We start from the raw sequence: 14,456 nt of genomic DNA, 5'->3' as shown, positions 1-14,456 counted from the left end.
ACACCATGGCCCGCGCTGACGGCGTGGCGGAGCAGAACACGGTCGGTGTGATCGGACTCGGGGCGATGGGCCTGCCGATCGCGGGCCACCTCACCCGGTCCAGGCTCGCCGTGACCGTCCACGACACGGATGCGACGCGCAGCGAGGCGGCGGCCGAGCACGGCTGCGACGTGGCGACCGACGCGGCCGGGGTCGGCGCGAGGAGTGCGGTGACGCTCGTCCTCGTACCGACCGACGACGACGTGCGTGCCGTCTGCCTCGACGTGCTCGACCGGGCACCGGGCTCGACACTCGTCATCTGCAGCTCGGTGCACCCCGCGACGATCCGCGAGATCGCGGCGGCGTCGGCGGAGCGGCCCGGGCACGGTGGGGTGCTCGACGCCGCGTTGACCGGCGGGGTGCGGGCGGCGGAGGACGGACGGGTCAACCTGCTCGTCGGCGGGGAGAGCGCTGCCCTCGCGCGGGTGCGGCCTGCCCTCGACCCGTGGTGCGCGTCGGTTCACCACCTCGGTGGGCTCGGCGCGGGTCAGATCGCGAAGAGCGCCAACAACCTCGTGCACTGGGCCCAGATCTGCGCGATCGAGGAGGCCCTCGACCTCGCCCGCAGCCACGGCCTGTCCGTGCCGGCGGTCCGAGCGGCGCTGTTCGACGCGCCCACCGACAGCCGGACGCTGCGCGAGCTCGAACGGATGCGGCTCACCTGGTGGGCGAAGGATCTCGCTTCCGTCGAGCGGCTCGGCCACGAGATCGGCCGTCCGATGCCGGTGGCGGACATGTGCCGGGCGCGGATGCCCTCGATCACGGTCGGCAGCCTCGCCGAGCTCCTGGTGTGGGAACCGACCGACGACCCGACCCCGGAAATCCGCGATTCCACGCCATAGCAGACGAATTCGCACAGTTCCGTGATGAACTCGCGCGGGTCGACCGCAGCTATGCTTGCCGGAGCGCAATCCGGCAATAGGGGTGGGTCGAAACGTTGATGAGATGTGTGGAGATCGTCGCCTGCGGTTCGCCACCCGCACGAGGAATCAGCGAACTCGTGTCGCTGGCCAAGGCCGACCGGTGGGACCCATTCGTCACATTGTCACCGAACGCCACGAAGTGGGCCTCCATCGCCCATCTGGAACGCCAGACCGGTTATCCGGTGAGAACCGAGTTCCGCACCCCGGACGAGGAGTTGCCCGTCCCCGCGAGCGATGCCGTGATCGCCTGCCCGGTCACGGTCAACACCGTCAACAAGTGGGCCGCAGGGATCTGCGACACCCTTGCTCTGGCGACGCTCGTCGAGGCGATCGGCCGGGGCGTACCGATCGTTGCCGTGCCGTTCAGCAACCCCGCGCATCTCGCGCATCCGGCGTTCCGCAGGAACCTGCGCGAGCTCAGCGACTGGGGGGTACGGGTGATCATGCTCGACTCGCCGTACATGGACAGCAGCGTCTGGGACAGCGGCCGCCCGCCCGGCCAGACGCAGAGCCCGTGGGAGATCGCCATCGCCGAACTGCGGCGAGCGGCCGGCGATGGCGTCTCCCCGAAGGCGCCCCTCTGACGCCCACGCAACGCCTACGACGCGATCGCGTCCTGGAGGACGAGCGCCTCCGCGAGCTCGCCCCGCTCGGCCGAGCGCGCGTCAGCGACGGGCAGCAGCTCGAAGCTCACGATCGTCTGGTTGGACAGGGACATGTACTCGGCGCGAACAGCCTCGTAGAGGTGGCCTTCCTTGTTCGGCCCGACCCACTTGCCGACGACACCTTCGGTCCGGTTGCCGAGGTAGATCAACTGCATCTTCATCAGTCCTTGATCAGTTTCCCGAGGATGGGGACGGTCATGGAGCAGGCATCAGCGCCACACCGATGCCCTGGAGCACAGCGGTAAAGCCCCGGGGAGCCCGGCTTCCCTGCCAGGTCGGCAGCACCGCCGATGCGCGTGAGCGCCTCGCCCTCCGTCAGGCCCGCGTCGGCCTCGGTCAGGACTTGAGCTTCGACCACCTGGATCTGATCCGGCCGGACGGCCGGAGATCTTGACGAGCACGGCGCCCGTGCCGTCTTCCCGGAAGTCTAGGCCGCCGACCGACGCCTTTTGCACCGATCTCGACGATCCAGCCGGTGTTGTCTGTCACCTGAACCTTGACGCCGCCACGAACGTTTACTAGGCAACCCGTCGTTTCTTCGTCCCATCGTCGCCGGGGGTTCAGGAATTCTGCACAAGGTCATTTCACGGTGCGCGACGGAATCGAACGACAGCCTGATCCGTCGCCGTCAAAAGGCGATGTTCGGCGACGGGACCTCGATCAGGCGGTAGCCCTGCCCGCGGGCCCGAGTAAGTCCTGGACCTGCGACTTCGCGCGCTCGAGCGGCATGTGCCACGAGCAGGGGCAGGTCTACTAGGGGCGGGTCGGTCGCGAACAGCTCTTCGGACGCGCCGCCGACGTCGACGAATCCGTGACTTCTCGCCGACGTGATGGCCGGCGACGATTCCGCGGCTGGTCGGGCGCCCACGGAAACCCCGCGGGAGGCGGCCGTGGATTCGGCCGCCTCCCGCGCGATGCGAACAGCAGGCGATCAGGTCAGATTGAGGACGGCCTCGACGTTCGTGGATCGGATTCGGGCGTGCTGCTCGTCGCTCAGCCCGGCCTCCTCGAGGACGCCGACTGCCGCTTTCGGGCTCCAGCACGGGTGGTCGGTGCCGTAGATCACCTTGTCCGGCCCGTAGAACTCCAGTGCCGTGCGCACCGTCAGAGCCTGCGGCGTGACGGTGTCGACGAAGATCCGCTTCAGGTAGTCGCTCGGCGGCAGCGGCAGCGACTCCTGCCGTGCGTTCTTGTCGATGCGCCCCGCCTGGTACGGCAGGAACCCACCGCCGTGCGTCTGGATGATCTTCAGGTCCGGGTACCTCTCCATGACGCCCGCGAAGATCAGCCGCAGGACGGTCACGCTGGAGTCGAACAGCCGGCCGATCGTGCGCTGGAGGGCGTCTCCGTAGTCGGCCAGCATCTCGCCGAACACCAGGTCGGTCGGGTGGATGATCAACGGCACGCCGAGCTCGGCCACCCGTGCGTAGAACGGCTCGAGCCGGGCGACGTCGATCGGGTCGCCCGCAGTCACCGGCGGGAGGTTCACCGCGCGCAGGTCCAGATCCCGCACCGCGTGGGCGAGCACGGAGAGGGCCGACTCGGTGTCCTGCAACGGCACGGCCGCCGTGCCGAAGAAACGGTCGCGGTGGGTGCGTTGCGCCTTGGCGATCTCCTCGTTGTAGGCGTAGGCCGTGTCGATCGCGTCCTTCGCGGGCAGCTGGTCGAGCAGCCCGCTCAGCACTCCCGTCGTGCAGACGACGACCGTGTCCGGGCCCGTCGCCGCCTCCGATGCGGCGAGCCCGGCGTCGAGGTCGAACCAGATCGCGGGCAGCGGCAGGAACCCGCGGCCCTCGTTGTAGTAGTACCGGTAGCCGTCCCCGACGCGTTCGGTGCGCGGGTGCTCCGCACGCGCGGCCATGTGCTCGAAGTGGGACCGGGGGAACCAGTGGAAGTGCGAGTCGACGGTGCGCAACGAGAGCTCCCTTTCCTCAGACGTCTCCTCGGTGGGTCGCGAGGATCTCCGTGAACAGTTCGGCGGCGGCCGGTTCGTACCGGGCATGCAGCGTGCGGAACAGCTCCTGGCACCGGCCCGCCGGCCAGTCGGAAGGCACGTGCTCGGCAGGCAACCTGGGCGTCTCCCTGAGCAGCTGGCGCCACGTGCTGATCAGGAGCAGCTCCCGGCCGAGATCGTCGGTGGCGGCCGGGGCCGGGGCCGGCACGTCCCACTCCCGCAGAAACTGCTCGTAGAGCTGCACGAGCTCGTCGAGCGCCCAGACGCGGGAGACCATCTCGTGGACGTCGGCGAACTTCGGGTAGCCGGTGAAGGCGTCGATGTGCTGGTCGATGCCCATCTCCGCGAGCCCCTTGCGCAGCTCGGTCAGGTCCTGGTCGCCGGGCGCGATCCAGACGCCGTCCCGCAGCAGGCCGAACCCCTCCCACGCGAGCCGGCGCCGCAGCAGGTGCCGCTCCTTGCGCTGGGTCTCCGGGATCGTGAAGCTCAGGATCGTCCAGGCACCGGCCGGACCAGGAGTGCCGCCCTGCTCGTGGAAGGTGTGCGCCTCCTGGTTGCGGACCACGCTCAGCCCCACCTCGGTGGCTCGGAAGAACGCGAGCCGTCCCCGGCGCAACCGCTCCAGCAGGCCCCGCTCGGTCATCCGGGACAGGGTGAGCCGGCTCGCCTGCTCGGACAGCCCGATCCGCGCCAGCACCTCGATGTAGCCCTGGGTCGAGATGGCCGGGTTGTCCGGGAGGCAGTAGCGCCCCAGCATGGTCATCAGGACCGCCTGCGGTGTCGGCGCGCGGACCTCTCCCGCCATCAGACCTCCTGAAACGCGTGCGAGCGGTGCAGCAACGGCAGCACCACGTCCAGGAGCGCCGTCCGCGGCGCCACGCCTTCTGCGCCGAGCAGGATGCCCACCAGGTCTCCCGCCGGCCCGTCGCCGAGCGAGGGACCGGCCAGGGTGACGAACTTGGCCACCAGCTCGGACGTGCTCAGTTCATGGCCGGGGTCGCCCCGGGCGTCGCGGCGCTCGACGCGGACCGTACCGGAGGGGGTGCTCACCTCCAGCCGCGCGCCCCAGCTCGCCGGATACGCCGCGGACAGGTCATCCGCCGGGATCACCGTGACCCGCTGGGCCAGGCTGACGATCTCCTCGTCCGCCAGCAGTTCCGGTCCGAACTCCCACGGTGAGCAACGCCCTCGCACCACCGAGACGGCCAGCATGAACTGCCCGCTGGCCAGGGCGTTGAGGGACGAACGGAACGGCGGCGGCCGGTCCACGGGACGGACCAGCTGCGCGGGGAGTGCACATCGGATGCCGAGCACCCCGCCGGCGACGTCCACGGTGGACACCGCGTCGATCGCCGCCTGCATGTGCTTGGCGCCGGCGTGGACCTTCATGCTCGTCTCCGGCAGCAGGAAGCCGCTGCGCAGCGCACTCCGCCTGCGCATCGGCGACCTGATGTCGTCCAGGACGTCCACCGGGCCACGCCACCCCGCCCCCACCGCCAGAACGGCACCGACAGCGCGGTCGGCAGCCATGCCGCTGAGCAGGTAGCGCCCGTCGGCGGCGGCCGTGCTCCCCGCGACCATCCCGCCGGCCTGCTGCGCCGCCAGCCCGATCGCGGCGGCGGTGTGTTCCGGAGGGTGACCGAGCAGGAGCGAGACTGCGGCGGCACCACCGAGCGGCGCCACGAGGGCCGTCGGCCACCAGCCCTCGGCGATCAGCTGGTCGCCGCCGATGGCGAGCGCCGCGGCGAGCGCGACCTCGTAGCCCGCCGCGTAGGCACGCACGAACTCCTCCCACGCGACGTCGGGCCGCAGCTCCAGGGCCGCCAGCGCGGCGGGCAGCACCACGCAGCCCGGGACCAGCACCGCGCCGCGATGGATCCCGGCCACCTCCCACGCGTTGGCGTAGATCCCGGTGATGAAGGCGGTGCGGCGGGGCCCGGGCCGCAGGCCCACGCCGTCGGCGAGCCGCTGGGCCGGCTGGTGCAACGTGGTGTGGCCGGCGAGCACCGCCCCCACCGTGTCGGCCAGGTGCGCCCTGGTGGCCACACGGACCCGCTCGGGAAGCGGGTCGCGGGCCATCGCGTGCGCACGCTCGGCCAGCTCAGTGACGAGCGACATCGGCCGCCTTGCGCAACGTCGCCGCCGTGCGCAACGTCTCGGTGGCGGCCGCATCGACCTCGCCGGCTTCCGAGACGACCACCCCGTACTGCTCCCGTGCCGCCTCACGCGAGACGAACCCGTCCAGGACGTCCTCGATCACCTCGGCGACCGGACGGTCGAACGGGACGCCCCAGCCACCGCCGCCCGCGGTGCGGAAGCTGATCGACGAGCCGGGCTCCAGCCGCAGCCCCGTGTGCTTCTTGACGTGCACGGGCTCGGCACCGGGCTGGACGACGACCGTGTCGTTCACCGCGCCGGGCTGCCCACCGTGCAGACCCCACGGCGGGCAGGTGGTGCGCTCGTTGGCGATGTTGGTGAACACCACCTGCTGCGGCAGCGCCTCGATCTCCAGCCCGAGGCCGCCCCGGTGCTGCCCCGCACCGCCGCTGTCGGACCGCAGCTCCTGCTTGGTGAACACCAGCGGGTAGCGCGACTCCTGGATCTCGATCGGGATGTTGCGGACATCGCCCTGGCACACCGAGACGCACGCGCTCGGGCCGTCGCCGACGGGCCGCCCGCCCCAGCCGCCGCCGTTGATGTTCAGGCAGACGAACCGCGAGCCGCTCCGCTCGTCGACGCCGTAGAAGGTGAACCCCGACATGTCGCCCTTGTGCCCGGCGGGCACCTGGTCCGGCAGGGCGGGGGCGAGCGCCTTGATGATCGTGTCCACCACGGTCGGCAGCGAGATGCTCCACTGGCCGAGCGCGGCCGGTGGCTTCGCGTTGAGCAGCTTGCCCTCGGGCAGGATGACGTGGAGGTTGCGGAACGACCCCTCGTCCACGGGGTGCGTCGGGAGAGTCAGGGCCTTGAACGCCACGCGCGCGGCCGCGACGCCACCCGACTTCCCGGAGTTCAGCGGGCCCTGCACCTGCTCGGCGATTCCGGAGAAGTCGATGGTGAGCTCCTCGCCCGCCACCTGCACCCGGATGTCGAGAGTGATCGGCTGGTCCAGCTTCTGCCCGTCGTTGTCCATCCACGAGGAGGCGAAGTACTCGCCGTCGGCCATCCGTGAGACCGCGTCACGTGACAGGCGTTCGGACTGGTTGCGCATCTCCTCGATACAGGCCATGACGGTGTCGAGGCCGTAGCGCTGCGCGAGCTCGGCGATGCGCCGCTCACCCAACCGGCAGGCCGCGATCGCCGCGCGCAGGTCACCCAGCGAGGACTCCGGCATCCGGATGTTGTCCTTGAGGATCTGCATGACGTCGTCGTCCCACCGGCCCGCCTTGAGCACCTTGATCGAGCGAAGCTGCAGGCCCTCGGCGTAGATGTCGGTGGTGGCGGTGGAGCCGAAGCCGATGCGGGAGCCGCCGATGTCCACCCAGTGCGCCCGCACGGCGGGGAACGCCACGACCTTGCCGTCGACGAAGATCGGCGTGTAGACCACCACGTTGTTGAGGTGCTGGCCCGCGACGTACGGGTAGTTCATCACGATCGCATCGCCGGGCTCGAACCCGTCGAGACCGTAGCGCGCGATGCCGTCGGCGACCGAGACACCGAGGTCGGCCAGGAAGATCGGCAGCCCGCCGAGGTTCTGCGCGATGAGCTCGCCCGCCGTGTCCACGAGGCCGACGCAGTAGTCCTGGACCTCGAAGATCATCGGGTTGTACGCCGTGCGACGCAGGGCCGAGGCCATCTCGTCGGAGTACGCGACCAGCGCGCATCGGACGACCTCGAGGGTGATCGGGTCGGGTGCGGTCGCGGTGGTCGGGGTCGTGGTGGACATGGTGGTGGGCACGGTCATGCCGGGCTCCCTACTGCGATGACGAGTGACTGGTCGGGAGCGACGGTGAGCACGTCGCCTTCGTAGAAGACCACCGACGACGTGGCCTCCTGCACCACTGCGGGACCGGTGATCCGGTGACCCGGGCCGAGGGCCTCGCGGTCGTAGACCGGGCAGAGCACCGGATCCGGACCCCCGCCGTGGAGCACGACCGGCCGGGTGTCGACCGGCAGAGCGGGCCCGGACGCGGGCTCCGCGGCGGGCATCTCCCCTGCGCTGCCGCCCAGCGGCAGGGAGATCACCGTGCGCACGCCGATCGCCTCGACGGCTTCGTCCGGCGCCTGGTGGCCGTAGAGCCGGTCGTGCATCGCGTCGAAGTCCGCGCGGACGGCCGCGTACGTCGCCGTGGACAGCCCGTCCTCGGGGACCGGCACCGCGATCGTGAACTCCTGGCCCCGGTAACGCAGCTCCAGGAAGTGGTGCACGGCCGGGGTTTCCGCCGGCTCGCCGACGTCGGCCCGCAGCCGGGCGGCCGCCTCGGCGGCGAGCGACTTGAGCGTCACCGCGTAGTGCTCGATCGTGGCCGGCTCGAAGGCCGCCAGCTGTGTCCTGGTCAGGTCGTGGCGCACCTGCGAGGACAGCATGCCCTTCGCGGAGAACTGGCCCGGCAGCACGGGCACGACCACCGTGCCGATGCTGAGCTCCCGGGCGATCGAGACGGCGTGCAGCGGGCCCGCTCCTCCGGTGGCCACGAGCGCGAACTCGCGAGGGTCCTCGCCCTTCTCCACCGACACGGCCCGCACGGCGAGCGACATCTGCGCGTCCGCGATCGTGACGATGCCCCGGGCCGCGGCGACGACGTCGAGCCCGAGCGGCTCGGCGACGTGCTCGCGGATCGCCGCCTCGGCCGCCGCGCGGTCCAGCTGCATCTCGCCGCCGAGGAACCGGCTCGCGCCGAGGCGGCCGAGGATCAGGTTGGCGTCGGTGACCGTCGGGCGGTCACCGCCCAGCCCGTAACAGGCCGGGCCGGGCGACGCGCCGGCACTGCGGGGCCCGACCTTCAGCGCGCCCGCCGCATCGACCCACGCGATGCTCCCGCCGCCGGATCCCACCTCGACGATGTTCACCACGGGCAGCGACATCGGATGCCCGGTGGCGTAGCCGCCGATGTAGTAGCCGGGGCTGATGTCGACCTCGCCGTCCTTGACGAGGCTGGTCTTCGCGGTGGTCCCGCCCATGTCAAAGGGGATCAGCCGCGGCCTGCCCAGCGCGTCCGCGAGCGCGGCCGCACCGATCACGCCGGCGACCGGGCCGGACTCCATCATCCGCACCGGGCTGCGCCGGGCGGTCTCGACGGACATGATCCCGCCGTTGGACTGCATGATGAGCAGCCGGCCGCGGAAACCCCGCTGGGCAAGCCGCTCGGTGAGCGAGTCGAGGTAGCGCGAGACGACCGGGCCGACGTACGCGTTGAGCACGGTCGTCGAGGTACGTTCGTACTCGCGGTACTCGCGCATGATCTCGTGCGAGAGCGTCACGTACGCCTCAGGCCACAGCTGTCCGAACAGGCGGCCGAGCGCGAGCTCGTGCTCCGGGTTGGCGTAGGAGTGCAGCAGGCACACCGCCACCGACTCGACCCCGGTGCCCCGCAGCTCCTCGATCAGCGCCGTGGCCGCCGCGATGTCCAGCGGGGTACGCACGCTGCCGTCGGCCAGCACGCGCTCGCGGACCTCGCGGCGCAGCCGCCGCCGGACCAGCGGCGTCGGCTTGCCGAAGAACAGGTTGTACGGGTCCGAGCGGTTACCGCGCCCGATCTCGTAGACGTCCCGGAACCCCTCGGTGGTGATCAGGGCGGTGGTGGCGCCGACCCGCTGGAGCACCGTGTTGATCGCGATGGTGGAGCCGTGCAGGAACAGCTCGGTGTCCGGCAGGTGCGCGCCGAGCTTGTCGAGCCCGTCCAGCACACCGACGGCGTGGTCGTGCGGAGTGGTCAGCGTCTTCGCCGTGCTGAAGACGCCGCCCCCGTCCACCCCCGTCAGGTCGGTGAACGTCCCGCCGATATCGGCGGCGATCTGCTTCATCGTCTTTCTCCTGGGTCAGTCGAGGTCGGCGCGCCACGAGTCGGCGAGGCCTTCCAGCCGCCGGGCGAGCAGGTTGAGGGCGACGCCGGCGACGACCACGACGAGAACGGAAGCGAGGACGTCAGTGGTGCCGAGATGGCCGGCGAAGGAGCTGATGTTGTAGCCGATCCCGCCGTCGCCCGCGAAGAACTCCCCGACGACGACGCCCACGAGGGCACGCCCGACACCGAGCCGCAGGCCGGCCATGATCGTCGGGATCGACGCAGGAAGGATCACCTTGCGCAGCAGGGCGGTCTCGCCCGCGCCGAACGACCGGGCTGCCTGCACGAGCTTCGGGTCGACGTTGCGCACGCCCTGCATCGAGTTGACGATCACAGGCACCACGGACATGAGGAACGTGATGGCGATGACGGTCGGGCTGCCGAGCCCGAGCACCAGCACGAGCAGGGGGAACAGGGCGATGACGGGGGCCGAGTACAGCAGCCAGACGTACGGCTCGATCGCGTACTCGACATAGCGGTAGCGGCCCATGACGAGGCCGAGCACCACGCCGACCACGGCGGCGACGACGAATCCGGCCAGCAGTTCGAGCGCGCTGGTGCCGATGCTCCTCAGCAGCAGCCCCGAGGTGGCCTGCTCGACGAGCGACTGCCCGATCAGCTGCGGCGACGAGGTGAGGAACGAGTTCACGAGCCCGAGGGACACCGCGAGCTGCCAGACGACGGCGACGGCGACGAGGAAGCCGCCGCCGAGCAGCACCGGCACGAACCGGCTAGCGCGCCCGATCGCCTGTCCGGTCGAGGCCTGTCCGGTCGAGGCCGCCATCACGCCGCCTTCCAGGACGAGACCCTGCGCTCGGTGGCCCGCAGCGCGGAGCTGACCGCGTAGCCGAACACGGCGACGAGCAGCGTGAGGAACAGCAGCGGCGCGATGACGAAGCTCTGGCCGTAGGAGGAGATCTGCAGACCGAGGCCCTGCGTGCCGCCGTACAGCTCGGCGACGATCACCGCGATGACACCGCGTCCTGCGCCCAGGCGCAGGCCGGCCACGATGGTGGGGAGCGCGCTGGGGAGAAGCACCTTGACGAACACGTCGAGGTCACCGGCGCAGAACGACCGCGCCGCCCTGACCAGGCGAGGATCGGTCTCCCGGATGCCCGCCATCGAGTTGACGACGATGGTGATCACCGCCTCGACGAACACCATGGCGATCTTGGACACGGGTCCGATGCCCAGCGCGAGCACGATCAGCGGCAGGAGGGCGAGCGACGGGGTGACGTAGAGCGCCACGAGCGCCGGTTCCAGCGTCTGCCGCAGCCGCAGCCGCCAGCCCATGAGCATGCCGAGTGGCACCCCGACCACGACGGCCAGCACGAACCCGACGATGAACTCGATGAGCGTGATCTGTGCGTTGCTCCACAGCTCACCGGAGCCGGCCATGTCCACACCGGCCTCGACGATCGCCAGCGGCGTGCTCGTGTAGCTCGTGTCGATCACTGCGAGCATGCCGGCCACCTGCCAGACGGCCAGGACCACGACAACACTGCCCGTGATCCACCTGGCCTGCACCGGAATCCGTGCGATCACAGCGCCACCGGGGCCTGCACCGCTCCGCCGAAGAGCAGGCTCGCCAGATGCGTGCGGTACTGGCCGAACGCCGCGCTCGCCCGTACAGCGGAGTCGCGGGGCCGTGGCAGGTCGATCTCCATCACCTCGGTGACCCGGCTCGGGCTGCCGCCCATGACCAGCACGCGGTCCGCGAGGAAGATCGCCTCGTCGATCCCGTGCGTCACGAACAGCACCGTCTTGCGGTCGAGATCCCAGATCCGCAGCAACTCGCCTGCCATCAGCTCGCGGGTCTGCGCGTCGAGTGCGCCGAAAGGCTCGTCCATCAGCAGCACGGCCGGGTCCATCGCCAGTGCGCGGGCGATCCCGACCCGCTGCCGCATTCCGCCGGACAGCTGGTGCGGGTGGCTTTCCTCGCGCCCGCCGAGCCCGACCAGTTGAACGAACTCCCGCGCGGTGCGCAACCGTTCCGCCTTGCCGACGCCGGTGAGCTCCAGCCCGAAAGCGACGTTGTCCAGAACCGTGCGCCACGGCATCAGCGAGGCGTCCTGAAAAACCATCGCCCGGTCCGGGCCGGGCTTGGTGACCTCCGTGCCCTGAATACTGATCCGGCCGCCCGAGATCGGGATCAGACCGTCGGCGGCCATGAGCACGCTCGACTTGCCGCACCCGCTCGGGCCGACGATCGTGACGAACTCGCCCTCGGCGATGTCGGCGTCGAAGCCGTCGACCGCGACGAACGAACCGGCCTTGCCCGGATACGAGATCTGCAGTTTCTCGAAGGTGATGTGTCCCATCGCGATCCCCTCAGCTCGCCGCGGGCAGGAATCGGGGGTCGAGCCATTTCTCGTCCGGGATCCGGGATTCGAAGAGCTTGCCCTGCAGGCCCATGTTCCAGAACGCGTCCATCGCCTCGGCCGACGGCATGCGTCCGTCGGGATAGAGCTTGTCGATCCACTCGCTCATGCTGGCCTTCGCGTCGTCGAGAGAGATCTTCATCGCCCCGGCCATGGCCTGTGCAGCGACGTCCGGCTGGTCCTTCGTCATCTGCATCGCCGCGCTGAGGGTGTCGACGAACCGCTTGGCCCGGTCCGGGTTGCCGTCCACGAAGGACGAACTGCCCCAGGCGACGTGCATCGGGTAGGTGTCGACGACATCCTTGAGGTCGAGGATCTTGTTGTATCCGGCCTTCTCGGCGAACACGGTCTGCGGCTCGGTGAAGATGTTCGCCTGCAGTTGTCCTGCCTGCATCGCCGCCAGCCGCGCCGCCGATGCGCCGCCTTGGATGATCTTGATATCGGTGTCCGGGTTCAGCCCGGCCTTTGCCGCTGCATACCGGGTGAGCAGGTCGGTCGAGGAACCGAGCGTGGTCACACCCCAGTTGCGGCCCTTGCCTTCGGCGACGCTGTGAATCTCCGGAACGGCGTACCAGGCGAAGGCCGGCATGTCGAAACCGCCGTAGAACACCTTTGCGTCCTGGCCTGCCTCCACAGCCGTGAGCGGGCCGGTGAGCGAGCCTATGGCCACGTCGACGTCACCGGAGAGCACCGCCTTGGCCAGCTCGGCATCGCCCTTGAACGTCACGACCTTGACCTCCAGGCCGTGCTGAGCCCACATGTTCTTGTCGTCGGCCAGATATACCGACGCCAACGTGGTGGCTTCCACTGGCAGGCCGAGCGTGATCGAGTTGCCGGTGTTCGCCGAACCGCCCCCACATGCGCTGAGAGCGAATGCGAGCACAGCGGCGATCAGGATCACGGGCGACCGCACGAGCCAGGACGACCTTCGAAAAGGCATGACGAAACCCCGTTCTGTCCACGGAGAAGAGCGAGGTGCCGGACACCGTGGGTCCTACGGGGGAGCACCTCGTCGTGTGCGGCACATGTTGCACGCGATCGCGACGACCGTCAAGATCCTGATAAACGTGACGTGGACGACGGCCCTCGCCCCGGCCGGCGGCGCTGCCGTAGGCCCCGCCGCGGATGGTCCCGCTCTCGCCGCACGACGAGAACGGAGTCTTCCGGGGCACCGGCGGACGAATTCATCCCATTGGCAAAACAACTGTGAGACAGGGCGGTTTTCGGCGGGCGGTCTGGGTTCGGTCGATCCATTTCGGCGGAATGAATTCCGGTATCCCGTTGTGGATCCGAATGGTCCAGCCGGACTCTCGGTGGAGTAACCGGTGGTGGTAGCGGCAGAGCATGACACAGTTGTGCACAGCGGTGGCGCCGCCGTTCTCCCAGGCTTCGAGATGGTGGATCTCGCACCAGGAGACGGGACGGCCGCAGCCAGGTTTGGCGCAGCCGCGGTCGCGGGCTGCGATGGCGCGGCGGAGCCCGTCGGGAATGGTGCGCCGGGCGCGCCCGACGTCGAGGGGTTGTCCGGCGCCACCGAGGACAATGGGAACGGCGCGCGCGTCGCAGGCCAGCATCCGCAGATCTGCAGGTGGCAGGTGTGTGCCGAAATCGAGGCCGGCAGCGCGGGCGCGGTGTTCCAGTTCCGCGAGCGGGATGATGACGTTCAGGTGCGGTCGTTCCCCGCCGGTCTGGGGCAGTTGCGCGGTGTCGAGGACTCGTTGGCAGATCTCGCCGAGTGCGTCGGCGCGCCGCTCCGGGGCGGTGCGGTCGTCCTCGGGGCCGCGGGGCAGGCAGAGTGCGTCGAGGGCAGTGGCCAGGAGCTCTCGGGTGAGCCCGTCGAGTTGGCCTTTGAGTTTTCCGGTGCGAATCGACAGATGCAGCTCGTTGGCTTGCGGCAGGTCGTCTTCGCGTTCGCCGGGGCCGTCCTGGTCGAGGAGCATGATCAGGTCGTGGGCGAAGACGGCCAGCTCACCGGGCCGATAGGCCGAGGCTTGTTCGGCGAGCTTCGCCTCCGCGCCCGCCCACACGTCAGGAGCCAGGCGGCGGGCCGCGGTGGAACGCATCGCGTCGGCGATCACCTCGACGTGGCGTAGTCCGATCCGCCCGGCCGCAAACTCCCCAGCCGTCGAGGGAAGCCGCGGCGGGAGAGATTGCCCGTCCAGCGAGATGTGGGGGCAGACGTCCTCGGCCACCCGGACGCGGCGGCGAGCCACCACGGTGTCGCAGCCCAGCACATCGGCCAGCGCCTGCGTAGCGCTGCGATAGCCGCGGTCGGCAAATGCCCCGTCGCGCATCAGACTTGCCACGAGTTCGATCTGGATGTGCTCGAGCCTGCGGGTCACCGTTTCGCACACACTCAGGGCGGTGACCCGCTCCTCCTCCGGTGTGCATGAGTCGGCGGCAGCGCTCAGCAGCCCGGCCCCGTTCTGCAGGGCCTGGTCTGCCAAGGCGACCCGGTTCTCCGACACGCAGCAATTGTCCCGACCCGG

At 70.0% G+C, this 14,456-nt stretch carries 13 protein-coding genes; 2 read left to right on the top strand and 11 right to left on the bottom strand.

Annotation, left to right across the window (positions count from 1 at the left end; translation table 11 throughout):
* The first annotated feature begins 5 nt into the window (after nucleotides 1-5).
* Together MMF94_RS31210 and MMF94_RS31205 are read left to right on the top strand one after the other, a co-directional pair.
* Nucleotides 6-881, top strand: coding sequence for an NAD(P)-dependent oxidoreductase (locus tag MMF94_RS31210; protein WP_241041002.1), 876 nt, complete (start codon nucleotides 6-8; stop codon nucleotides 879-881).
* A gap of 107 nt (nucleotides 882-988) precedes the next feature.
* The gene (locus MMF94_RS31205; protein WP_241041001.1) at nucleotides 989-1,546 is read left to right on the top strand and encodes a flavoprotein; all 558 of its coding nucleotides are present in this window, start codon (nucleotides 989-991) and stop codon (nucleotides 1,544-1,546) included.
* 14 nt (nucleotides 1,547-1,560) lie between these two features.
* Here MMF94_RS31205 and MMF94_RS31200 read toward each other — a convergent pair whose 3' ends face one another.
* The 11 genes from MMF94_RS31200 to MMF94_RS31150 all read right to left on the bottom strand — a co-directional run bounded on the left by MMF94_RS31200 (nucleotide 1,561) and on the right by MMF94_RS31150 (nucleotide 14,321).
* The gene (locus MMF94_RS31200) at nucleotides 1,561-1,788 is read right to left on the bottom strand and encodes a hypothetical protein (protein ID WP_241041000.1); all 228 of its coding nucleotides are present in this window, start codon (nucleotides 1,786-1,788) and stop codon (nucleotides 1,561-1,563) included.
* A gap of 770 nt (nucleotides 1,789-2,558) precedes the next feature.
* Nucleotides 2,559-3,542 (bottom strand): amidohydrolase family protein, encoded by a 984-nt coding sequence (locus tag MMF94_RS31195; RefSeq protein ID WP_241040999.1) that lies wholly within the window; start codon nucleotides 3,540-3,542, stop codon nucleotides 2,559-2,561.
* A gap of 16 nt (nucleotides 3,543-3,558) precedes the next feature.
* Nucleotides 3,559-4,386: a PaaX family transcriptional regulator gene (locus MMF94_RS31190; protein WP_241040998.1), complete on the bottom strand. Its 828-nt coding sequence runs from the start codon at nucleotides 4,384-4,386 to the stop codon at nucleotides 3,559-3,561.
* Nucleotides 4,386-5,699 (bottom strand): MmgE/PrpD family protein, encoded by a 1,314-nt coding sequence (locus MMF94_RS31185; RefSeq protein ID WP_241040997.1) that lies wholly within the window; start codon nucleotides 5,697-5,699, stop codon nucleotides 4,386-4,388. Before MMF94_RS31185 ends, MMF94_RS31190 begins: the two co-directional genes overlap by 1 nt.
* The gene (locus MMF94_RS31180; RefSeq protein ID WP_241040996.1) at nucleotides 5,683-7,485 is read right to left on the bottom strand and encodes a hydantoinase B/oxoprolinase family protein; all 1,803 of its coding nucleotides are present in this window, start codon (nucleotides 7,483-7,485) and stop codon (nucleotides 5,683-5,685) included. The genes MMF94_RS31185 and MMF94_RS31180 overlap by 17 nt, the downstream gene beginning before the upstream one ends.
* A complete protein-coding gene (locus MMF94_RS31175; RefSeq protein WP_241040995.1) occupies nucleotides 7,482-9,545 on the bottom strand; it encodes a hydantoinase/oxoprolinase family protein in 2,064 nt (687 codons plus the stop codon). Before MMF94_RS31175 ends, MMF94_RS31180 begins: the two co-directional genes overlap by 4 nt.
* 15 nt (nucleotides 9,546-9,560) lie before the next feature.
* Complete coding sequence (locus tag MMF94_RS31170) at nucleotides 9,561-10,370, bottom strand: ABC transporter permease (protein WP_241040994.1); 810 nt, start codon at nucleotides 10,368-10,370, stop codon at nucleotides 9,561-9,563.
* Nucleotides 10,370-11,131, bottom strand: a complete 762-nt coding sequence (locus tag MMF94_RS31165) for an ABC transporter permease (protein WP_241040993.1) — start codon at nucleotides 11,129-11,131, stop codon at nucleotides 10,370-10,372. Before MMF94_RS31165 ends, MMF94_RS31170 begins: the two co-directional genes overlap by 1 nt.
* A complete protein-coding gene (locus MMF94_RS31160) occupies nucleotides 11,128-11,907 on the bottom strand; it encodes an ABC transporter ATP-binding protein (RefSeq protein WP_241040992.1) in 780 nt (259 codons plus the stop codon). The genes MMF94_RS31165 and MMF94_RS31160 overlap by 4 nt, the downstream gene beginning before the upstream one ends.
* 10 nt (nucleotides 11,908-11,917) lie before the next feature.
* The gene (locus MMF94_RS31155) at nucleotides 11,918-12,880 is read right to left on the bottom strand and encodes an ABC transporter substrate-binding protein (protein ID WP_241040991.1); all 963 of its coding nucleotides are present in this window, start codon (nucleotides 12,878-12,880) and stop codon (nucleotides 11,918-11,920) included.
* Between the two features lie 271 nt (nucleotides 12,881-13,151).
* A complete protein-coding gene (locus MMF94_RS31150; RefSeq protein ID WP_277398862.1) occupies nucleotides 13,152-14,321 on the bottom strand; it encodes an HNH endonuclease signature motif containing protein in 1,170 nt (389 codons plus the stop codon).
* Nucleotides 14,322-14,456: the final 135 nt, after the last annotated feature.

The sequence above is a fragment of the Pseudonocardia alaniniphila genome, assembly GCF_022524485.1.
GTDB lineage: Bacteria > Actinomycetota > Actinomycetes > Mycobacteriales > Pseudonocardiaceae > Pseudonocardia > Pseudonocardia alaniniphila.
This window is presented reverse-complemented; position numbering and strand designations above follow the sequence as displayed.

Excerpts from the sequence above, each read along its gene's own strand:
- MMF94_RS31170 (WP_241040994.1), bottom strand. The coding sequence starts at position 10,370 with ATGGCGGCCTCGACCGGACAGGCCTCGACCGGACAGGCGATCGGGCGC.
- MMF94_RS31190 (WP_241040998.1), bottom strand. The coding sequence starts at position 4,386 with ATGGCGGGAGAGGTCCGCGCGCCGACACCGCAGGCGGTCCTGATGACC.
- MMF94_RS31175 (WP_241040995.1), bottom strand. The coding sequence starts at position 9,545 with ATGAAGCAGATCGCCGCCGATATCGGCGGGACGTTCACCGACCTGACG.
- MMF94_RS31210 (WP_241041002.1), top strand. The coding sequence starts at position 6 with ATGGCCCGCGCTGACGGCGTGGCGGAGCAGAACACGGTCGGTGTGATC.
- MMF94_RS31180 (WP_241040996.1), bottom strand. The coding sequence starts at position 7,485 with ATGACCGTGCCCACCACCATGTCCACCACGACCCCGACCACCGCGACC.
- MMF94_RS31200 (WP_241041000.1), bottom strand. The coding sequence starts at position 1,788 with ATGAAGATGCAGTTGATCTACCTCGGCAACCGGACCGAAGGTGTCGTC.
- MMF94_RS31160 (WP_241040992.1), bottom strand. The coding sequence starts at position 11,907 with ATGGGACACATCACCTTCGAGAAACTGCAGATCTCGTATCCGGGCAAG.
- MMF94_RS31185 (WP_241040997.1), bottom strand. The coding sequence starts at position 5,699 with ATGTCGCTCGTCACTGAGCTGGCCGAGCGTGCGCACGCGATGGCCCGC.